9 protein-coding genes are annotated in these 22,173 nt (G+C 60.2%); 4 read left to right on the forward strand and 5 right to left on the reverse strand.

What is annotated here, in order from left to right:
• Positions 1-548: 548 nt before the first annotated feature.
• A complete protein-coding gene (locus IRZ31_RS00820) occupies positions 549-2,735 on the forward strand; it encodes a multicopper oxidase (RefSeq protein WP_297148508.1) in 2,187 nt (728 codons plus the stop codon).
• Positions 2,736-3,079: 344 nt separating this feature from the next.
• Here the strand turns inward: IRZ31_RS00820 and IRZ31_RS00825 are convergent, their stop codons facing one another.
• Complete coding sequence (locus IRZ31_RS00825) at positions 3,080-5,683, reverse strand: glycoside hydrolase family 15 protein (protein ID WP_297148510.1); 2,604 nt, start codon at positions 5,681-5,683, stop codon at positions 3,080-3,082.
• 426 nt (positions 5,684-6,109) lie between these two features.
• Between IRZ31_RS00825 and IRZ31_RS00830 the strand changes: the two genes are divergently transcribed.
• The 3 genes from IRZ31_RS00830 (at position 6,110) to IRZ31_RS00840 (ending at position 13,739) form a co-directional block, all read left to right on the forward strand.
• Entirely contained in the window at positions 6,110-10,642 is a 4,533-nt protein-coding gene (locus tag IRZ31_RS00830) for a protein kinase (protein ID WP_297148511.1), read from the forward strand.
• Between the two features lie 313 nt (positions 10,643-10,955).
• Positions 10,956-11,729, forward strand: coding sequence for a cytidylate kinase-like family protein (locus IRZ31_RS00835; RefSeq protein WP_297148514.1), 774 nt, complete (start codon positions 10,956-10,958; stop codon positions 11,727-11,729).
• A 225-nt stretch (positions 11,730-11,954) separates the two neighbouring features.
• Positions 11,955-13,739, forward strand: coding sequence for an MFS transporter (locus IRZ31_RS00840; RefSeq protein WP_297148516.1), 1,785 nt, complete (start codon positions 11,955-11,957; stop codon positions 13,737-13,739).
• A 175-nt stretch (positions 13,740-13,914) separates the two neighbouring features.
• Here the strand turns inward: IRZ31_RS00840 and IRZ31_RS00845 are convergent, their stop codons facing one another.
• Genes IRZ31_RS00845 through IRZ31_RS00860 form a run of 4 tightly spaced genes read right to left on the reverse strand, consistent with a single transcriptional unit; the run spans position 13,915 to position 21,896 of the window.
• Positions 13,915-17,079: an ABC transporter permease gene (locus tag IRZ31_RS00845; RefSeq protein WP_297148518.1), complete on the reverse strand. Its 3,165-nt coding sequence runs from the start codon at positions 17,077-17,079 to the stop codon at positions 13,915-13,917.
• 18 nt (positions 17,080-17,097) lie between these two features.
• The gene (locus IRZ31_RS00850; RefSeq protein WP_297148520.1) at positions 17,098-17,850 is read right to left on the reverse strand and encodes an ABC transporter ATP-binding protein; all 753 of its coding nucleotides are present in this window, start codon (positions 17,848-17,850) and stop codon (positions 17,098-17,100) included.
• Positions 17,850-18,815, reverse strand: coding sequence for an ABC transporter ATP-binding protein (locus IRZ31_RS00855; RefSeq protein ID WP_297148522.1), 966 nt, complete (start codon positions 18,813-18,815; stop codon positions 17,850-17,852). The genes IRZ31_RS00850 and IRZ31_RS00855 overlap by 1 nt, the downstream gene beginning before the upstream one ends.
• Positions 18,816-18,845: 30 nt before the next feature.
• A complete protein-coding gene (locus IRZ31_RS00860) occupies positions 18,846-21,896 on the reverse strand; it encodes an FtsX-like permease family protein (protein WP_297148524.1) in 3,051 nt (1,016 codons plus the stop codon).
• Between the last annotated feature and the right edge of the window lie 277 nt (positions 21,897-22,173).

Genomic DNA, 22,173 nt, shown 5'->3' on the forward strand with positions numbered 1-22,173 from the left:
AAGAGAGAAAGAAAACATTCTCTTGACAGAAGGTGATGGTTTCCTTACACTATCGATGGACGATAGGATTCTCCATTGAGATGCTGGTGATATCTAGCTTAATAGAAAGAGGGTGTGAGCTTTCTTGAAAAGAGGTTCTGATTGACCTGCCTGCAGGGCATTGATGCCCTCCATCTACAATGGATAGTCAACGCATCTATTGTGCAATCCCCGCTTCAAAGCCTGGCCTTGCGCGAAAGGATTTCGCGGGAGCATCCCCATGAGAACAGAGGAGACAAGCAACGGACGCTTATTCACAATGGCGCAGGCTTCTTCTCGCGCCGCGGCAACTGCCCTGCCCTGGTGACGGTGGCTCTGCCGCTCCTCACAGCGTTCGCCTCAGCATCAGTATGCCTTTAGTGCTGCTCGGTCCCCTCTCCTTTGCGCAGATCAAGGGCTGCGGGCCAGCTCATTTGCTATCGGGCCTTGAGACTGCTCCTTAGTAGCTCGCGTCTTTTGCAAGGGCTTCATGGTATCGAAGGAGGACCCTTGGAAAGGAGCATCAGCATATGGCAACTCGCAGACAGTTACTCAAGGCTGGGGTCGCCCTGGGTCTTGGCAGCCTCTTCCCGCTCTCACTGTTTACGGCTTCGCGCGTCTCAGGCTCAGTTCAGACTGCTCAGACACCCTTACCGGGGGCCGAGATTCCACAGTTTGTTGAGCCGCTGCCCACCTTTAGCGGTTTCCGGGTCAACACCTCTCAGTTTCAGGTGCGCATGGTTGAATTTCAACAGCGCATTTTACCGGCCAGTCTCTATGCACGCCTCAGTCCGCCGTTCAATGCCGGTACCTATGTTTGGGGTTATCAGGTGGACGGGCGTCCGCCGCACTATCCTGGCTACACGGTTGAGGCAAAGCAGGGAGTGCCGACGGTGGTGACCTATGTCAACGCGCTGCCACTGCCGGCCCAAGCGCAGCTTTTGCCGCTTCTGACAGTGGATCAAACCATTCACTGGGCTGATCCACTGGAGCAGATGGGGTCGACCGCGCCCTTTGTCGGGGCCTTTCCGACGGTGGTTCATCTCCACGGTGGTGAAGATCCGTCCGCCTTTGATGGCGCTCCCGAAGCCTGGTTTACCTCCGATGGACGGCACGGCAGAGGCTACTGCAGCTATGTGCCGACGGCTCCAAATGCCGCGGTTTATTGGTATCCGAATGGACAGCCGGCGACGACGCTCTGGTTCCACGATCACACGCTTGGCGTGACGCGTCTCACACTCTTCTCTGGACTGGCGGCCTTTTATCTGATCCGCGATGCCTATGATACAGGGCAGCCGAACAATCCCCTTGGTCTACCGAGCGGCGCTCAGGAAATCGAGCTGATGATCCAGGATCGCCAGTTTGACACGCGCGGTCAGCTGCTCTTCCCCGACGGTACGCCGCCCGACAACCCGACTGGCCTCAATGGGCCGCCGCCCAATCCCTCGATTCATCCGTACTGGATTCCCGAGTTCTTTGGCGACGTCATTGTTGTCAATGGGAAAGCCTGGCCCTATCTGAATGTAGAGCCACGGCGCTATCGGTTTCGCTTTGTGAATGCGGCCAATGCGCGCTTCTTCCAGATGCGGCTGATAGATGCCCTGAGCCAGGAGCCAGGGCCGATCTTCTGGCAGATTGGCACGGATGGAGGCCTGCTTGACAGGCCAGGCAAGCTCAATGACCCTCAAGATAGGGCCTCGCCGTCGCTCTTGCTGGCCCCGGCAGAGCGAGCCGATGTGATCATTGACTTTGCCCCCTATGCTGGTCGGACCTTGCTCTTAATCAACAGCGCGCCTGCGCCCTTCCCTGACGGTGACCCGCCTGATCCGGCCACCAACGGGCGAATCATGCAGATTCGGGTCTCGCTGCCCCTGTCAGAGACGGACAGGACCTACAATCCGGCCAGCGGCCTGCCGCTGCGGGGAGGCATCAACCAGCCGCCTGCGCTGGTGCGCCTGGCCAATCCTCGAACGGGCATGCTGGCGGAGGGAGTGAAGCCTGCGATCAGACGGCAGCTGGTGCTTGTTGAGGTAGAAGGACCGGGCGGGCCTGTCGAGGTGCTGGTCAATAACACCAAGTGGAGCGGTATGCGCGAGGGGAGCAGTCAGCCATTGCCTGGGTCTCAGCCCGACGGGCAGGGGCAGGGGATTTACCTGACCGAGTTGCCGCGTGTTGGGGCAACTGAGATCTGGGAGGTCGTGAACCTCACTGAGGATGCTCATCCCATTCACATTCATCTTGTCCAGTTCCAGCTGCTCAATCGCCAGGCGTTGGATATCGAGGGCTATCGAGCGCGTTACGACTCACTCTTTCCTGGGGGGACCTATAACGGTCTTCGGCCAGATGGTTCCTGGGGGCCGGTACAGTACCCACCGGGGGTCTTTATTCCGGGCTATGGTCCTCCATTGCCCTATAGCCGGCCAAACGCCAGGGGAGCGCTGGGTGGCAATCCCGATGTGACGCCGTATCTGCGTGGCCCGCTGCTGCCTCCTGACGCTGGTGAGGATGGCTGGAAAGACACCATCAAGATGTATCCCGGCCAGGTCACGCGCCTGGTCGTGCGCTGGGCGCCGATCACGACGCCAGTCAATGAGGTTAGCCCGGGCCAGAATCTCTATCCCTTTGATCCTACCCAGGGGCCAGGCTACGTCTGGCATTGTCACATCCTTGATCACGAGGATAACGAGATGATGCGCCCGTATCTGCCAGTGCCCTAGAAACTCTGCTGAGCTGGCATCGCCTGGTGTTCCTCCTTACACTCTTTGAATTCGGTGCCATGCTCTTCTGCATGAAGGGGTGGCGCGTCTACTCATTCGCCAGGAGCTAGCTGCGCCAGCGAGAGAAGGAAGGAGCGGGGGAATATCACTGAGGCAGTGAAGTGGGCGCAGTTCCCTCGCTCCTTCCCTACCAGGGCCAACAGTGCTCGTTGGGGAAAGGGAGAATATCTAGCCAGCGTTGCCAACGAGTTGGACCCTGATCCAGGGCCGGGCCGCGCTGCTGCCGATGATCAGCCACAGCCAGGCCCGGCCCTCCCTTTGTTCACTGGGCGGGGCCGGCCTGCTCAGGCAGTGATAGGAACATTCCAGTTCCCGCCGCCGTTGTTGTCCCAGTTATTCGCGTCGTCATGGAAGGCGAAATTGATCTGGGTGGCATCGGTCGGCACGCTGATCGTGACCTGCCAGAAGCCATCGCTGCGCTTCACCAGGGCGGCATCGGGAGGAATGTTCTGCCAGCCGTTCTCGCCCCAGCGGATATAGACATGGGTATGTGAGGCCAGCCAGCCGTTATAGTAGATTGTCAGTGCCTTGCCGGGATGGAGCTGATTGGGGTCATAGTCGACCACCCAGCCGCTATGAGGCTGGTAAGCGTTTGTCACATAGCGACTGTAGGTGATCGAAGGCATGTCCACCACGCGGTGATTGGCCTCAGAGAAAAGCAAGACGATATACTCGCCCATTGCCCAGTTGAGCGGGTTCATCGACTTCGTTGGGGTACCGGGTGTATAGCCGCTAGGGGCGGCCACATCCCAAATCTGTTCGGGGATCATGCCCGAGGCGTTGGCCGCGGCCATGAGCGCGCTCAGGTAGAGATCGGCGTCACCGCCGGCGGCGATGGTATAGATCCCGCGCTCAGCCGTTAGGACTGGCCACAGGCGTCCGATGCCCGTACCATTGTAGTTCGAACCATCGCTATGCTCACCGTAGCCATCGTGGTTGTAGCGGAACCAGTAAGGGTAGCCATTGATCGTCTCCTTGATGGTGGCATCGATCACCGGCAAGGAGAGCGTAATATAGGGCGAGTTGGCCGGCATCACTCCCAGACGCACCAGCTCCAGGAAGCCGGCATCCACAATTGTCCGCTCATCGTAGGTGCCCCCGCCGTTGGCGATCGTAATGGAGGCGCCATCATTGGGGTTACCATTGCCATCGATGCGCTCAAAGTAGTAGCCGCCCCCCAGTGGTCCAGTGGTCGTGAAGGTCCAGTTTTGGACCATGCCCTGATAATAATCGGCGGCATTGGTATAGCGCGTCTGATCGGTCGTATCTCCGTTGATACGGGCGATATCGGCGGCGCAGAGCAGACCGGCGATCTCTGCCGCGATTGTCGACGGGCTATAGCCGCTGTTCTCCTCCCAGCGCTCTTGGCCAGTGCGCGGGCCATTATTGACGATATAGTCGGCGGCCTTCTTGATGTGGTTCACAAACGTGCTGTTATCAGTCACGCCGAGCTTCCAGGCCAGGATGATCGGAAAAGCCTGCTCATCCATCTGGATGCCGTTCCAGTAGGGTGTTCCATTGACATAGCTATTCTGCGGGAAGTGTCCATCGGACTGCTGTTGAGTATTGAAAGCCCATTGCACGGCCCGCAGGGCGTCCGCGCTGTCGCCGGCCACAATCAGGGCGCTAGCGATCTTGTACATATCGCGCTCCCAGACCAGGTGATAGCCGGCGTCGCTATCGCCATTGCTGTCACCCCAGGGAACGCCCAGGCCGGCCACAAAGGCCCCTGTCTGCTTATCCTGCGAAGCCTTCAGCACATTCGCAGCCAGGTAGTACTCCTGCTGACGGGCCTGCTGGATCGCTGTCGTGCTGCCGACGGCTGGCGGGCTGGTGAGACTGTTATCGAAGCTATTCCACTGGGTGACATAGGTCGCCAGCATGTTCGAGGTATCGCTCAAGGTGGCATTGAGCGTCTGCTCAGCGACCGTAGCAGCGGAGGTACTGCCGCTGGTCTGACCGAAGGAGAGGACGAGATTAAAGGTGATCGAGGTGGCGGTACTCGTATTGACGCTGCCGCCGTTGGAGAGATCGAGCAGGCCTGTCTGGGCCGTATTGCCATTGCTGGCCAGGCTATACGTATAGCTCATCGTATAGTCTGGGCAGGTGCTGCTGCCGCAGTTACTAGAGGCCTTCAGGTCGGTCCAGCCATCGTTGACCCCGACAAAGCCTGAGCTGGTCATGCCGGAGACATAGGGGATCGAGGCCGCCAGGGCACTGGCATAGTTACCTGAGCTATCGGTTGTCACCAGCATTGTGCGACCGTTGTAAGTCTGGGTCGAGCTGGTATTGTTGTTGCCGGCATTGTGAATGGCCGGGTTATAAAGGACATAGAGCAGGTAATTCGAGAGGGTGCCACTGAGGGCGGTAAACGTCACCTGCTGAATCAGCGAATTGCGAGCAGGATCGGTGTAGATGATCTTCGTGATGCGGTAGCGTCCGTTGTTGGCGGTGTTCGTCACCTGCCAGGCCAGCGAGTGGGCATTGTAGAGCTGGACAGTGGAGGTGGTGGCGACCTTCTCCTCGTCGACCCAGGTATGGCCGCTGTCGCCGATCAGGAACTGCAAATCGGTGGTGTTGGCCGTATCGGCAGTAGGGAAGAAGACCTCGCTGATGATGCCGTTGTAGCCGGTGAACCAGACATCGCTAGTAGTGTTGGCAGCGGTGCCAAGGAAAGCCTTGTTCGAGGGCGCCCAGATAGAGGAGTAGCCTGGGCCGTTGGGCGCCGTACCTGCCGCTCTCGCCTGATGGGAACCGCTAGAAAGAAGCAGCGCACAGACAAGCAGGAACGCCAGCAGGCCAGAGCGCCCGAGGCGGAAGAACCAGGCACAGGCAGCGTGCCAGTGCACAGAGTCGGGTGGTGCTGCATCATGCGTATTGCTGCCCATGGAGTCTCTCCTTTGTTCTGTTCGGCTTTGACTGATCGGTCAAATGGTCATCTGTGACTCACATTGATCGAAGAAGCAGCTTCCAGGTCCATCCTGGACCGGAAGTCAGGGCAGGCACTCTTTTCCTGCCCTGGCTGACACTCTTCAATTGAAGCAATAATCATGCCAAATTTCTGTGTGACACACTTCGACCCGGGAAAGACCCGCTGAAACCGTGAGAAAGCCTGGAAAGAGCTGACCGTGCGAGATCCTCTCAAGGTGATTATCTTCTGTGAGCTGGATCACTTGACAATAGCAAGCAAGAGGAGTAACCTTCTCTTGCAGGCTCATGTGCTGAACATATCAGACACAATGAGCGTGCGAAGGGGATCTTTCACTCTTGACTGATCATTGGGGCCTACCTGGAAACAATGGAGGAGCCTGGCGATGATGCGTCAGGGCCAGCGACTTGGCAATTACCACCTGATTCGCCTGCTAGGCAGCGGATCATATGGGGCGGTCTATCTGGCCGAGCATCTCTACTTGAAAACTCAGGTTGCGATCAAAGTTCTCACGCAGCTTCTGAAAGAAGAAGATGAGCAGGCTTTTTTGCACGAAGCCCAGATTCTAGCCCGCTTGCGCCACGAACACATCGTGCCTGTGCATGAGTTTGCCATCGAGCGTGGTCTGCCCTATCTTGTCATGGAGTACCTGCCGGAAGGGACCCTACTCGACAGGCATCCGCGCGGTACGCGTCTTCCTCTTCCTACCGTCGTCAGCTACGTTTACCAGCTGGCAGGCGCTTTGCAATATGCCCACGATCGGAATATTGTTCATCGGGATGTCAAGCCGGCGAACGTCCTGCTTGGGAGCAAAGGGCTGCTCTTAAGCGATTTCGGGATTGCTCTGCCGCTGTTAAGGAAAGAAGGGGTTGGCGAGTCGGCACCAGTTGGTACGCTGCCCTATATGGCTCCCGAGCAATTCCGCGGGCGGCCAAGCTTTGCCAGTGATCAGTATGCCCTGGCCATCATGGCCTATGAGCTGCTGTGTGGCGCGCGACCTTTCCAGGGTGGGGCTGCTGACTTGATGAACCAGCACCTCACCAAAGAGCCACCAGCGCTGCGTGAGCATGATCCTGCACTGCCGGAGTCAGTCGACCGTGTCATTCGCCGTGCCCTCGCCAAAAAAGCGGAGGACCGCTATCCGGCCATCATCCTCTTCGCCCGCGCCCTGGGGAAGGCTGTCAGTGAGGCGATGTCGAGGGAGGAGATCGACAAAAGCCTGACCTGGCGACCGTTAGAGGTACGGTCTCGTTCACGGGCTGGCGACGCTCAACACAGTTGGAGCGTGATTCTGGCCATCCAAGATGAGCAGTCTCCCATTGGCCAGCGCCTTCAGCAAGAGCTGCAGGAGCGTGGTCTGACCGTGATCATGGCGCAGCGCTATGAGCAAGCTGATGAGCTGAAGCTCCGACAGGTGATGCGTGCAGCTCAGCTCGTGCTGGTAGGACTTACGGCCCAGGATCAGGCCCTGCCTGTTTCTGAGCAGCTTCTGCAGATGGCCCACCTCTATCAGCGTCCAGTGCGCTATCTCCTGGTAGGCGCAGCGCCCCCGGCTGGGAGCACCTGGCCGCTGGCAGAGATGGTGCCGCCGGCCCTCCTCAGCGATGGAAGCGGTGCCCGCTATCGACAAGCCCTGGATGAGATTATACAGCAGATTGAAGATGGACAGTGGGGAAGGCAGCGTCAGAAGCAAGCCATAGTTACGCTGGAAGAGGAAGGGAAGGCGCGCAATCCCTACAAGGGGCTGCGAGCCTTTACTCAGGAGGACCAGGGTGATTTCTTTGGACGAGAGCGGCTCGTGCAGGAGCTACTCGCGCGGCTCGCCACTCTGCTGGGCCAGGACCCGGCTCAGTCCTCCTCTGCGCGCCTGCTGGCTCTCATCGGAGGCATCGGTGTTGGCAAATCGAGCCTTCTCATGGCTGGCCTGCTCCCCCGGCTGCAAGCTGGGGCGCTACCAGGTAGTGAGAACTGGCGCTATCTCTCCGCCTTCAGGCCAGCCTATCGGCCACTAGAGGCGCTCGCGGAGGTGCTGGCCGCCGGCGGCAACCAGCAAGAGAAGGAAACTATTCACACGGCCCTTGTCCAGGGAGATAGCGCCGCCCTGCACCGATTGGCCCTCACCCTGGCCCCTGATCATTCCTATCTTGTCCTGGTAATTGACCAGTTCGAAGAACTGTTCACTCCCGAAGTAGCCGAAGCTGAGCGGAGGCGCTTCATCGATCTGATCGCCACCGCGGTCTCTATCCCTCATGGTAAGCTGCTCCTCCTCCTCACACTGCGCGCTGATTGTTACGATCGGCCTCTAGCCTACCCGTCCCTGGCGCAGCTCTTGCAGGGACCAGCGCATTGTCCGATAGGGCCTATGACCCTTGATGAACTGCGGGCCGTCATCGAACAGCCAGCCCTGCTGCCCGATGTCCAGCTGGTCTTCGATGAAGATCTGGTGGCCGACTTGCTCCTGGATATCCGTGACCAGCCCGGTGCTCTGCCTCTGCTGGAATTCACCCTGGACCAGCTCTTTCAGCAGCGGCGCGGTAGCCGTCTCACGCGGCGCGCTTACGAGGCCATTGGAGGAGTACGTGGCGCCCTGGCCCGCCACGCCGAGACCACTTACGCTTCTCTCCCCTCAGATCGCCATCGCTTCCTGGCGCGCCAGCTCTTCCTGCGCTTGGTGCAGCCAGGACGAGAGGGTCAGGCTCCCATGCGCCGCCAGGCGCGCCAGAGTGAGTTGGCGCTCCCAGATGAGCAGGAGACTCGTCTGATGCAGGAGACGTACGAGGCCTTTGTGGCCGCGCGCTTACTGACGGTCGAGCGCCGGGCGGGGGAGGTGATGTTAGAGGTCAGTCATGAGGCTCTGCTGCAGGAATGGCCACAGCTGGTGGACTGGGTGCGTCAGGCCGGCGAAGATCTTCCTCTGCAACAGAGGGTGAGCGCTGATGTGCAGGAATGGTGGCGGCGCGGCAAGCCGCGGGACCGCCTCTACCGCGGTTCGCAGCTCAAAGATGCCTTGCGCTGGCAAGAGCGTGCCTCGCTGAGTCTCCAGGAAGCGATGTTTCTGCGCGCCAGTCGGAGAGCCAGAACACTGGCGCGGGTCAGGCTAGCGCTGGTCGTTCTTCTCATCCTGGGCCTGCTCATTCCTGCTAGCTGGCTGCTCTATCAGCAGGTAGCGCCACTGCAGGTGACCTCGCTCCAGGACGACGGACCAGGCTCGCTGCGACAGGTCATTGCTGAAGCGAAGCCTGGCCAGACCATTAGCGTGCGGCCTGGCCTGACCGGTGTTCTCTCTCTCACGCACAATCTCGATATCGGCAAGAGCCTCACCATTCGGGGGCCAGGAGCTGCCAAACTCACGATTAGCGGCCAGCCGGGCCTCGAAGCCAGCTATGCCATCCGCATTCTGGCTCGGACAAGTGTCACTTTCAGCGACCTCAGCTTCAGTGAGCGACAGCCAAGCCCAGGTGATTTCTTCCTCAATCAGGGGAATCTGACCTTGCAACGCTGCCGCATTGCTCAGATTACCATTTCCCCCGTCAGCGAGAGCAATGGGCCATCCCTGCCCGGAGGCAGTGCGATCGAGAATAGCCAGCAAGGCAATCTGACCCTGCTACAGAGCACCATAACGCATGTCCAGGCCAGCGGAGTTGAGGCCCACGCCGCAGCTATTCTCAATAATGGAGGGAAGGCCACTCTGAACGCGAGCCAGATTACGGGCAATAGCGTTAAGGATAGTGGGACCAGCAGCAACGGTGCAGCAGGAGCGGTTATCGTCAGCCTCGGAGGCAGCCTGACCCTGAACGGCAGCAACGTTTCTGACAATCAGGTCAGCAGCCAGGAAAGTGCCTTCGGCGGCGGCATTTTCGCCCTCAATAGCACCGTTCAGCTCATCAACACGCGCCTGGTTGACAACAGCATCGTGGCAGCTCAGGACGCGGCAGGCGCAGGTCTACAGGCCTCTGGAAGCAAAGTAACTCTTAAGAACACGCTGGTCAGCAACAACAAGGTGCAGGCCCATTTCGCTGTCGGGGCGGGCCTCTTCCTGCTAGGAGGGCAGCTGACCATCATGGAGAGCACGGTGAGTGGCAACCGTGCCAGTAGTCAGGATGACCGCGCTGCGGGAGGAGGCGTGTTTGCCGAAGGGACGCTGACGATCAGCAACAGTACTGTCAGCCATAACGTGGTGATCTCGACCTCCTCGGTCAAAGAGGCTGCCATTGGCGCCGGCATCGGGGTTACAGGTAGCCTGGTCATGACGGCCAGTACCGTGGCAGACAATCAGGCCCAGGCCCCAGCCAGTGATGCCGAAGGTGGAGGCCTCTTAGCGCTCTCTCTGTCTTCATCTTCGGGATCTTCGGGCGTTCAGAAGACTATGCTCACGCTGGTCAATTCCACGCTTTCGGGTAATAGTGTACAGGGGAAACGGAGAAGCTCTGGAGGCGGCTTGTTCATCAACGAGAGCGATGGCCGGCTCGACTTCTGCACTATCTATGGCAACCACGCGGCTGCCGGAGGCGGCCTGTTCATCTTACCAGGGAGTGGAGAGGGACAGGATTCACAGGTTACACTCCTGAACTCCCTGCTGGCCGCTAATACTGCTAACATGGCCCCTGACCTGTTGGGGCAGGTGACGAGCGGAGGCTATAACCTCATTCAGCGAGCCTCTGGGGCCAAATTTCTCGACCCTTCTGGACGTCACCATCTTGATCTCGTCGACACTGGCTCGACCCCACTCGACATTGATCCACTGCTGCGTGCCAACGGGGGACCCACACAGACACATGCCCTGCTGGCGGGTAGTCCTGCGATCAACCGTATTCCTGCCGCCGACTGCGATGTCGCGATCGATCAGCGCGGCCTGCGACGACCACAGCAGGGAGCCTGCGATATCGGGGCCTACGAGTATAGCCCCACAGCGCAGTGAGAGAGGGCGCGATGCGCCTTCGACTCTGCCTGCTGCCTGCCCAGGCTCCCTGCCCGGCCCGCTCCTCGGCTCGGGCCGGGACTGTCATCAGCCACAATCATGTTTGCCCTGCCCGCTTGTCTCCGCTCCTTGCGCCTGCTCGCTCCTTGCATCCCCGTTGTTCAACTGCCGGAATCGCTGACCTTGATCATTTAGTTTGAATGTAGTATAGTTGGTAAGTGAGATAATTTGAATATCGAATTAAAGGCCGGTCGCTTCCGGGTGCTGGCGCCTGGGGAGCGTTGGCACGGCGGCCAGGCGAAGGAGGAAGGGTATGAGCGGAGAGTCTGGTAGCATTGACCAGATGAGAGCCGTGACCATTTCACGTGAATATGGCAGCGGTGGGGGTGAGATTGCCAGAAGACTGGCTGAGCGCTTAGGCTGGCATCTGGTGGATCACGAAGTTGTGGTCCAGGTGGCGCGGGAGCTGGGGGTCAGCGAGGAGGAGGCTGCTGCACGTGATGAGCATGTCGAGAGCCTCCTTTCGCGCATCCTCGCCAGCATGCAGGGTATTGCGCCAGCGGTCTATCCGGCCATTTACGATGAGAGTACACCAGTAGCTCTCTTTACCAATCCCGACGAATATCGCGAAGCCGTCAATCGCGTCATCAGGGGAGCCTTTGCCGTTGGGCACGTCGTTATTGTCGGGCGCGGGGCCCAAGTTGTGCTGAGAGAGCGGCGAGATGTCCTGCATGTGCGCATTGTGGCCTCGCTGGAGAGGCGTGTACCCTATGTGATGCGCCGTGAGGGTCTGGATGAGCACGCGGCGCGCTCGCGTATCCAGAGCAAGGATCATGATCGCGAGCGCTATCTGCAGACTGAATATCGGCGGCACCCCGCCGATGCGCATCTCTATGACCTGGTGGTCAATACCGATGTGCTCGATCTGGATAGCGCCGTCGATCTGATTGTACTGGCCCTAGAACGCAAAGCGCGCCGTCTGAACGTGCCGGAACAGGAGCTTGGTCCAGGGGCGGGTCTGGCTCCCTACAGTGGACGCCCCGGCGATCTGCGCCCTCCTTATGAGCGAGCCTCGGACAGGGTCTAGAGAGGCTCTGTCAGGCGGCCAGCAAGGACGACGTGAAGCGGCACAGAGCGGCGCCAGCCCCGGGCACCAGGCAGGACCAGGAGCGGACCGGGCTGGCGCCCTTCACAGGCATTGCTCAAAGCCGTCCCCAACGCTGGCGGCCTTTTTCTCTGGTTGTTGTATTCATAAAGTGAAATGTATCGTTTGAAGAGTATGTAGAGCAGGAAGAAGGTGAGCGAGAGCGGTATGGCACGGAGTGAGACATTAGAGCAACAGGTACAGATCAGCGGAGAGCGGCCCCAGCTTGGTCCACATTACAAGTGGATTGCGCTATCGAACACCACGCTGGGCATGTTGATGGCGACCATCAACTCCAGCATCTTGCTCATTGCGCTCCCGGCGATTTTCACCGGCATCGGCATCAACCCGCTAGCGCCTGGGGAGACCAACTATTTCCTCTGGTTGCTGCTAGGCTATATGGTTGTCACGGCCACGCTCCTGGTGACCTTTGGACGGATCTCCGACATGGTCGGGCGTGTCCGTATGTACAACCTGGGGTTTGCCATCTTCACCCTGGGGAGCATCCTCCTTTTCTTAACGCCAGGCAAAGGCAACGCAGCGGCTCTGGAGCTGATCATCTTCCGCCTTATCCAGGGTGTGGGCGGTGGCTTCCTCTTTGCCAATAGCACAGCCATTCTGACCGATGCCTTCCCGCCGCATCAGCGAGGCATGGCGATGGGCATCAACCAGATTGCCTCGATCCTCGGCTCCATCATCGGCCTGATTCTAGGCGGCATCCTGGCGACCATCAACTGGCGAGTTGTCTTCCTGGTCAGTGTGCCCTTTGGCCTCTTCGGAACCGTCTGGGCCTACTGGATGCTGCGCGAGACAGCCACCATTCGGGGCCATCAGAAGATTGACTGGCTGGGCAACATTACCTTTGCGCTGGGCCTGACCATCTTACTGATTGGCATCACCTATGGCCTTGAACCGTACGGCAATCAGCCGATGGGCTGGACCAATCCTCTGGTCATTTTGGCGATTGTGGTCGGGATCATTCTATTGGTGGCCTTCGTCTTCGTCGAGCTGCACGTCAGCGATCCCATGTTCCGTCTGGACCTCTTCAAGATCCGCATGTTCACCGCGGGCAACCTGAGCAGCCTGCTAGCCAGCATTGCACGTGGTGGCCTGCAGTTCATGCTGATCATCTGGTTGCAGGGAATCTGGCTGCCACTGCACGGATACAGCTTTGAGGAGACGCCGCTTTGGGCCGGCATCTACATGCTGCCCCTCATGATTGGTTTTATCGCCTTTGGACCCTTGAGCGGCTGGCTGTCCGACCGCTTTGGGGCGCGTCTCTTCGCGACTCTGGGCATGGTCATCCAGGCCCTGGGCTTCCTCTGCTTGACTTTCCTGCCAGCCAATTTCGACTACATCTGGTTTGCGCTGATTCTGCTACTGATGGGCATTGGGCAAGGGATGTTTGCGGCCCCTAATACGACGGCCATTATGAATAGTGTACCAGCGGAGAGGCGCGGCGTGGCTTCTGGCATGCGTTCGACCTTCCAGAACTCGGCCACAGTCATGAGCATTGGCATCTTCTTTAGCGTGGTGACCATTGGCCTGGCCACGGCTCTGCCCCCAGCGCTGGCCTCGGGTCTCACCGTTGCTGGGGTCCCGGCGGCGGTGGCGGATAAGATTGCCCATCTGCCGCCTACCTCGGCCCTCTTCGCCGCTTTCCTGGGCTACAACCCGATGGCCACCCTGCTGCCGGCTGCGGTGCTGCAGCACATCGCCCCGGCGCAGCGTGCCCATCTGCTTGGGAAGGACTTCTTCCCCAATCTCATCGCCTCGCCGTTCATGGTCGGTCTGCGGGCAGTCTTCTACCTCTCGCTCGTGCTCTGCCTGCTGGCGGCAGTAGCCTCGCTGCTGCGTGGTCGGCGTTATATCCATGACGTCGAGGCCGCTACGCTGGCAAGCGAAACACAGCAGATGTCTGCTGCTCCTGCCCAAGGAGGGGCTAAGGACTAGGAAGAGTGCCGTTGGCGATTGGCAGGAGCCATGTGCGAGCGCGGGACCGGGACCGGAGGCAATCCGGCTGGCCCGCGCTCGCCTCATTTGGGCGGGGTGCTATCTACGCTGCTGGGGCCGCTCTCCTGTGCTGCAGCCTGTCTGTCCACAGGAGGCGTGGCCCTGCTGTCCGTGACTAATCCTCGTTCAAGCGCAGGGTGCGAGCCACGGTCAGGCGTGTCACCAGCGATACAATCAAGATCAGCGCGAGTAAGCAGATGAGAGCTAACGCGGCCAGCAATGCGAGCAAAGTCGGTGGAAAAATGAGCTGCACAGCGGGCACACGCTGCGAGACGTAGAGGGCGGTACCGCCGAGAGAGGAGCTGGAGCTAGTGCTCGGGGCGCCGGTGAAGATCAGTGCTGGTACCACCAACCAGACGAGTACGAGGCCGAAGACGATTCCCAGGGCAATCGCCATCACGTAGATCAGCCCTTGTTCCCAGGCCAGCGTCGTGGCGAGCTGGCGGGTACTGCTACCCAGGGCGCGGAGCACGGCAAATTGTAGGAGACGGCTGCGGGTGCTCTGCCACGAAGCTAGCAGGTTCCCGACGAGTGCGAGCAGCAGAGCGGCGATTACGCCGAGTGTCAACAGGCCCAGGAGATCAAGATAGAGCGGCTCGTAGCGTAATTCCTCTAACAAAGCGCGCCGATCATAGACCTGTGTTAGCTCTACATCGCTGTTAGTCAGCAGAAAGCGGAGATGTCGCAGATCCGCGGCATTCTCCGAGGTACGCAGCCAGACATAGTTGAGCGGGAGCAGGTCGCTGCCAGCGGCGAGAGCTGGTCCCTCGAAAATATCCGCGTAAGTCCGGTAGTCGACCAGGACACCCCCGGCAGGAATGCCGTTAGCGATATTGCCTTGGGGACTGGAAAGCACAGTAGGGATCGCCTGCACCTGGTTGACCACTACAAAGGAGGTCTCGATGGGTGGCGAGCCGGGAGTCGCGGTCACTGTCAGCGCCAGGGTTGAGCCAGTGGAGAGATGCAACGACTGGGCGGCAGCTTCATCGATGATGGCCGGTACCAGGTGATGAGCCTCGCCCCAGCTGCGGCGGGCCTGCAAGAGGGCGATCAGCGTAGGCAGCGCCGGGTCGGAGCCTTGCCGCGGCCAGAGAGCTGCCTGCGCAAAGGTTGCGCTATCAATGGCCCGCAGGGCAATGGGGAGCTGCAGAGAGCCGCCAGCGCTGGCGGTGGTGGCAAAACCAACGGAGGAAGCCAGTACCCCGGGCAGGTGTCGATAGGAGCTAGTCAGATCCCCTAGATCGTCCAGCCGACCGGTGAAAGCCAATGGCCCGCTGAAGTCGGCCCCTACCGTGTAGGTGGAGACATCCGAGGCTCGCTGCGTCTGTGAGCTGAGAAAGACTAGACTGAAGATGGCAAAGGCTGTCGCCAGGGCCAGCAGCAGGGTCATGCGCGCCGGCTGGCGCGGAGAGCGCTCTAGTTGAGCCACTGCCAGTAGAGGAGCAGCCCCGCGCCGTCTCGCTGCCAGTCTGCTGGCCAGGGCCAACATGTGTGGCAAAAGGCGTAAAAATAGCAAGATGGCGGCTAGTAGCAAGCAGACTGCACCGAGGAGTGAGAGCGGAGAGAGCAAGAGCAGGCGCAGGCGGGCATCGAGCACATTGCTGTTCACGAAATAGAGAGAGAGGCCGTAGCCAGCCAGCATCAGGAGCAAGAAAACGATATCGAGATGCAGGCGGCGCCAGAGCGGACGATGGCTTGCTCGCGTCATTTCACGACGCAGGCTGACGACATTCGAGCGGAGCGGGCGCCAGAGTCCGGTGAGCAAAGCCCCCAGAGCGGCAAGAGCAGTCAGTCCTGCGGGCCAGCCCAGGGACGACAGGAGAGAATGCCAATCCTGGGACAGCAGACTCAAGACGCTCGGGCTAGTGACTGGTAAGAGACGAGCAGCCAACCACTGCACCAGCAACCCGGCTCCACCCAGGCCCAACAGCAGGGCGAGCGCGCCCAGCAGCAGGCCCTGGCAGGCAAAAAGGCCAAAGATCTGGCTGCGGCTCAAACCGCGGCTGCGCAGCACAGCGATCGCCTCGCTCTGGCGGTCGACCAGCAAATCGGCTATTACGCTCACGAAGAAGAGCAACAGCGCCACGATGAGCACCAGGATGGCAGTGATTGGTATGCTTACCAAGGCAATACTATTCTGATATTGTGAGAGAGTATCAGAAGGCAGGGAGACCGTTGTGCCTGTCACAAATGGCTCCTGCGTCAGGGCAGCCGGGCTATCCTCAGCGCTGCGGTTGGCCACGTCGAGCTGCAGACTATGCGCACCGGTGGTAAGGGCCGAGAGCTGATCGATCGTAATGCGTGTTGGCTGCAGCTCATAGAGCCAGTAGAGCACTGGTTGAGTCGTAAGAGGAGCGGGATTCTGCTCGCCTTGCAGTTGTTGATAGAAGCTATCGAGCACCGTCACCAGGGTAGTGGTATCGGCCAACGCCGTATAGTCCGCCCCTTCTCCATTGAGGCCCACCCCCTGATGATCAGCGCTCAGGAACGTCTCCTGATGCCAGAACGGATCTTCGTCCAGGCTGGTCCCGTGGTACTGGTTGGCGAAAATCCCCGTGACGTGGAGCGTCAGCGTGCGAATGCGGCGCCAACTGGAAGGAACCTTACCGGTCAAGCCTGGGAAATCGTAGACCAGCTGAATAGCCAGAGTTTCACCGACGTGGACCTGCCAGCGCTGGGCCTCCTGCTGGCTGAGGGCGATGGCCAGGCTGGCCCCTGTGGCGGTCACCTGACGCCGTGCCTGATCCGCAGTCAGTGCTGGGGGCAAGCTGCCCGAGACGACGGTCAGGTGCTGAGCGGCCTGGCTGATAGGCTGTGTAAAAAGGGCCAGGTCATCAACGGCGGGATTCAAGCGCTGACCATCGCGTGCCACCACCTTCTGCCAGGGAACATCGAGCGAGAGGTGCAACGGTCCGACGTAAGGGCCAAGATACTGATGGACATCCTGATCGATAGCGTCGGTGATAGGGCTAAGCACAGCAGCATTGATCTGCTGTGTTGTCGCCTGTACGAACACCGCGCGATTTTGGGGGCTGGCCAGCAAGACTGCCCGCAAGCTCGCCGTCATAGCCAGCGTCGAATAGAGCGGTCCTGAAGCAGCGAGGATGACTGCGGCCAGCATGCCAAGCCCGGCAACCAGCAACAGGCCGCGGCTACTCCGTGTACGCCACCAGGCCAGGCGTAAGACGGAAAAGACAGGGGCTGGCCTGCCGCGCCGTGGTGGGGCTGGTGGCTGAGATGAGGGTCTCTGTACTGGCGAGCTGCGCTCGGTGGTGGCCATCGACTTCTACCTCCTCTCCTAGAGCTGCCAACCTGGCTCACGTAGGACTCCATCTGAGATCTCAAGCACGCGGTCGGCCAGCATCACGGCCTCGGGATCATGGGTAGCCATCAGCAGGCCGATCCCTCGCTCATGGGCCACCTCCCGCAGCAACTGCATCATCGCGCGGGCCGTGGTCGTATCCAGGTTGCCCGTCGGCTCATCGGCCACAAGCAAGCGCGGCTCATGTACCAAAGCTCGGGCCAGGGCCACCCGCTGCTGTTCGCCGCCGGACAGCTCAAGACCGCGATGGCGCAGACGGTGAGCCAGCCCCACGCGCTCCAGGGCTGCCTGTGCCCGCTGGCGGCGCTCCTTCGACTCCATATGCACCAGGCGCAATGGCACCTCGACATTCTCCTGAGCTGTCAACGATGGGAAGAGATGCGCGTTTTGGAAGACCATGCCGATGGCCTCCCGACGCAGACGAGCACGGGCCTGCTCGTTCAGGTGGCGCAAGCGCTGCCCGAGCAAGATCACCTCACCTTCGGTGGGATCGTCAAGACCGACCAAAATATTAAGCAGGGTGGTCTTGCCCGAGCCGGAGCGTCCACGCAGGATCACAAACTCTCCTGGCTCGATGCGCAGCGTCACGCCGCGCAGGGCCTGCACCACACTCTGACCGCTACGAAACTCCCGCCTGACGTTGTATGCCTCAACCACCGCCGGCACCGGCGACTGAAAAGCTCGACTGCCCCGGAGGGGACGCTGATCAAAGTCAAGCTGCTCTTCCATTACGGCTGCTCCTCCCTCGGCTCGAAGCTGCTCGCACCTACTGCTGGTCCTCCATTGAGCAGGCTACCGACGGGCCAGAGTTCTACATGGTCGTTAGCAATCACAATCTCAGCGCGTCCATGAAAAGGAATCCGCTCCAGGGCCTCCTTGGGAAGCTGAAGCCGTCCCACACGGTCAATCAGCACCGACTCGCGGTGGGTCTTGCTGGGCAAGGCGATCACCGCGCTGGCCGCGGACACATGAGAGGGAATGCTCGGCAGCGGTGTCTCACGGCGCACGGTCTCTGTGCTCGTACGTCCATCGCGAATAGCAATCACCCGGTCCACATTGGCGGCCAGAGCCGGATCATGGGTCACCAGGACGATAGTCAGGCCCAGCTCCTGGTTGAGGCGGCGCAACAGCTGGAGGATCTCGCCCGCCGTCTGCGAGTCCAGCTCTCCCGTCGGCTCATCGGCCAGCAAGACCTGGGGCCGATTGGCCAGAGCCACGGCAATAGCTACGCGCTGCTGCTCTCCACCTGAGATCTGGGCTGGCAGGCGCCGGGCAGCCGCTTCCAGACCGATCAGGTGTAGCAGCTCACGTGCCCGCTGAAGACGCTCGCGGCGCGCGACCCCACTTAAGAGCTGCGGCAGCTCGATATTCTCCTGCAGGCTCAGCTCTGGCAGCAGATTGCGCCCGCTCTGTTGCCAGACATGACCAACCACAAAGCGTCGATAGAAGAGGCGCTGTCGCTCGCTCAGGCGTGCCAGATCGTAGCCGGCCACCAGACAGCGCCCGGCACTGGGACTGTCGAGGCCACCCAGGATATTGAGCAAGGTCGTCTTGCCTGAGCCGGAAACGCCGACCAGAGCCAGCATCTCGCCGGGCTGGACCTCCAGATCCAGCCCCTGTAAGGCCACTACCTCCAGATCAGCCACCTTATAAATCTTGACCAGATTGTCACAGACAATGACCGCTGACGTCATAGAGACTCCTTAACATTGCAGCCTACCTATCTAATCCTCGCTGACTCGCAGCACATAACTCACAGCAGGGCGCGAGACTGTGCGCATCATCATTCCCAAAGCGAGGATGAAGAGTCCCAGCAGGAGGGCGGGAATGGTAGGGAGCCAGGCAGGGATCGCGAGTTGCACAGGCGGCATACTCTGCGCCACATAGAAAGCCCCCGAGGAAGCCGCTGCCGGTGCATTGCCGCTGGTAGCAGTAAAAACCAGGGTCGGCACGCTCAGCCAGGAGAACAAGGCTCCCAGGCCGATGCCGAGAGTCAGAGCGAACACATAGATCAAGAGCTGCTCCCAGGCCAGCGTCGCGGCGAGCTGCCCAGGACTGCTGCCCAAGGCCCGCAGCACGGCAAATGCCGTCAGACGACGGCGCACGCTCAACCAGGAAGCCGTCAGGCTTCCGAAGAGAGCCAGCAGCAGTGCACTGGTGGCCCCGATTGTCAATACTCCGATCAGATCCAGATAGAGCGGAGCGCGCAGCAGCCCGGCGCGTAGCGAGCGCCGATCAAGCAGCGGCGAAAGCGCCAGCGCCCCTTTGCTGAGTTGCTGGCGCAGCGCAGCCAACTGGCTGCCATCGTCCACCGTTCTCAGCCAGGCGTAATTGAGCGGGGCCGCCTGGGCGACGAAGGCTTGCTGAAGCTGGCTCTGCAAGACCGAGACATAGGTCCTATAGTCGATGAGTACGCCACCTGCCGGGATATCGTCGCTTGACGAGCCGCTCGGCAGAGATGAGGAGACAATGGTCGGAATAGCATCAACCGTCGCTACATCCTGAAAAGCGAGTGAGATCTGACCGTCGCTGCTATTCAGCGTAAAGGTCTGATCGGGCTGGATCTGCAAGGACCGAGCGGCGTTGACATCGACAATAGCGGGTATTACATGGGCGACTATCGCCCTCTTTCGGGCTGCGACCAGCGCTTGCATCAGCGTGGGCAGAGGTACGGCGGAGTCCGCCCGCGTCCACCGGGCTGTACGGGTGAATGTCTCAGCATCAACCGCCCGTAGGGCAATTGAAAGATTCTGAGTGCCGCCCCCCGAGAGTGTCGTTGCGTGACCGAGCGAAGCCGAGAGCACACCCGGCAGTCGGCGATAGGCCGCTGTCAGCGTTGCCAGTTCGTTCGGCGCATGAGGCTGCAAGAATGCACCGCTGAAATCGGCACCTACCTGAAAAGCGCTGCTATCGTCGCTACGCTGAACCTGCGAAGCCAGCAGCACCTGGGTAAAAAGCAGGCAGGCGGTTGCCAGAGCCAGCAACAGCGTCATACGCAGCGACTGGCGTGGAGCGCGCGCCATTTGGGCCAGGGCCAGCAGCGGAGCCAGGCCACGGCGGCCTGCTGCCAGATGGGCTGCGGCAGTCAGCATCAATGGCAAAAGACGTAGGAGCAGCAGCAGACCAGCGATGATCAACAAGACTGCTCCCAGTAGCGTAAGTGGAGCCAGCAAGATCAGGCGAGTATGGGCATCGAGCACATTCGAATGCGTCAAATAGAAAGCCATTCCATAGCCGGGCAACATCAGCAGCGCGGCCACCACATCGAGATGGAGGCGCTGCCAGAGCGGGGCCTGGCTTGTGCGAGCGGCCTCGCGGCGGAGGGCCAGCACATCGGAGCGCGTCGCACGTCCGATCGTGAAAGCCATCGTTAGCAGGCCCACCAGGGTGGCAGCCAGCGCATAGCCGCCGAGCGAAAACAGGGTCTGCACTGGCTGGCTGATCAGCAGCTGCTGCGTGAGTTGCCCGCTGTCTGGCAGGGACACATGGGCCAGGCTGAGCACCAGGGCGATGGCCAGGAGCGGACCGCCAACCAGGGCCAGCATTGCCAGCAGCAGGGCCTGAAGAAAGAACATGCCAGCAACCTGCAGGCGGCTGGCGCCCCGGCTGCGCAAGATAGCCACCGCCTCACTTTGACGATCGATCAGCAGATCGGTCATGATCGCGATAAAAAAGAGCACCAGGGCCATCACCAGCGTCACCAGAGAGAACAGAGGGATCGTGGCCGTGTTCATCTGATCGTAAAACTCCTGCAAGGCGTCGCTGGGCAGATTCACCTGCAGGTGCTCTATCAGAGGCGGAGTATTCAGCCCTGGGTTGTTGACAACCTCGCTTTCAACCTGATCGATATTGGCAAACAGCAGATGGAGATCGCTAATACTGGCCTTCTGAGGATCGATGCGGTAGAGCCAGGAAAGCGTGAAAGGTTCCTCCAAAACAAGACCATGCGTTTGCTGTCCAAAGCGGTCGAAGAGAGCCAGCAGACTCTCGGTGGTCGTCAGGAACGTCGATTGTAGGCCCAACTGCTGGCCGTCGCTCACTCCACGAGGGGAAGCCGTGAAGGTGGCACCCTGCCAGAACGACGGGTCGGTGTGGGGTGAGAAGATTCCCACCACACGCAGTGTCACATTGTAGACGATGCGCTGAGTAGGAATCTCCACATAAGCAAACTGCACCGTAAAGGTCGAACCGGGGCGAGCCTTCAGCTGGCTGGCTTCCTGTGAAGAGAGAGCGATCTCCAAGATATCCGCCGTGGGGGCGGGCAGCGTCGCCTGGGGAAAGCGGCCTGTCAGCAAGGAAGCATGAGTGGCCAGGCTGGCCGCTGGTTCTGCCACCAGCTGAACCTCGCTGCCGCTCACGATCTGGGTCTGTGTGTCTAGAAGCGGAACGGGGGGGGTAACAATGGAGAGATTAGCGGTGCTCAAATAACTGCCAAGTAGGCGCTGGAACTCCTGATCAAGCAGAGCAGAAGCATGGCTGAGTCCAGAGACAGAGAGTTGTTCAGCACTGCTCTGTACGAGGATATCGGCGCTTTGGGGCTGAGAGTGGAAAGCTTCCTGCAAGCCGAGGGAGAGCGTCAGGGCGGAGTAGAGAGGTACAGTGCAGATAATCATGACTGCTGCCAGCAGACCCAGCGCTGTCAGCGAAAGCAGGCCCCAGGTGCGACGCAGGCGCCAGAAAGCCAGCCTGACAAGCGAGCGCGAAGCGGTTTCGCCGCCGTTGCCGACAGTGGGAGCTGGGCCAGCGGGACGAAGAGCGGGTAGAAAGCGAGCCATCTTCTTGCCTTCCCGATGCGATGCTAGACAGCAGGCGATCCACCTTTAGCCGGGCCGTGAGCAGCGCCTTCCCTCCCTGGAGACGGGAGACAGGCGAGCGTGTCCAGGCACCCTCTGTTAACAAGGAAAGGAGCAAGAGGTAGTGAGAGCAATAGGCCGTCCCGGAGACATGTGGATACCCTGCCGTCCCTCTATAGAAGAAAACGAATAAATGAGCTGAAAGTCGCAAGTATCTGCCTCTGAGGGGAGAATGTGGGTAGCGAAGTGGAGCGAATGC

The sequence above is a fragment of the Thermogemmatispora sp. genome, assembly GCF_019683635.1.
Lineage (GTDB): Bacteria > Chloroflexota > Ktedonobacteria > Ktedonobacterales > Ktedonobacteraceae > Thermogemmatispora.

Coding starts and splice junctions, on each gene's coding strand:
- IRZ31_RS00820 (WP_297148508.1), top strand. CDS start 549: ATGGCAACTCGCAGACAGTTACTCAAGGCTGGGGTCGCCCTGGGTCTT.
- IRZ31_RS00830 (WP_297148511.1), top strand. CDS start 6,110: ATGATGCGTCAGGGCCAGCGACTTGGCAATTACCACCTGATTCGCCTG.
- IRZ31_RS00845 (WP_297148518.1), bottom strand. CDS start 17,079: ATGGCCACCACCGAGCGCAGCTCGCCAGTACAGAGACCCTCATCTCAG.
- IRZ31_RS00840 (WP_297148516.1), top strand. CDS start 11,955: ATGGCACGGAGTGAGACATTAGAGCAACAGGTACAGATCAGCGGAGAG.
- IRZ31_RS00835 (WP_297148514.1), top strand. CDS start 10,956: ATGAGCGGAGAGTCTGGTAGCATTGACCAGATGAGAGCCGTGACCATT.
- IRZ31_RS00850 (WP_297148520.1), bottom strand. CDS start 17,850: ATGGAAGAGCAGCTTGACTTTGATCAGCGTCCCCTCCGGGGCAGTCGA.
- IRZ31_RS00860 (WP_297148524.1), bottom strand. CDS start 21,896: ATGGCTCGCTTTCTACCCGCTCTTCGTCCCGCTGGCCCAGCTCCCACT.
- IRZ31_RS00825 (WP_297148510.1), bottom strand. CDS start 5,683: ATGGGCAGCAATACGCATGATGCAGCACCACCCGACTCTGTGCACTGG.
- IRZ31_RS00855 (WP_297148522.1), bottom strand. CDS start 18,815: ATGACGTCAGCGGTCATTGTCTGTGACAATCTGGTCAAGATTTATAAG.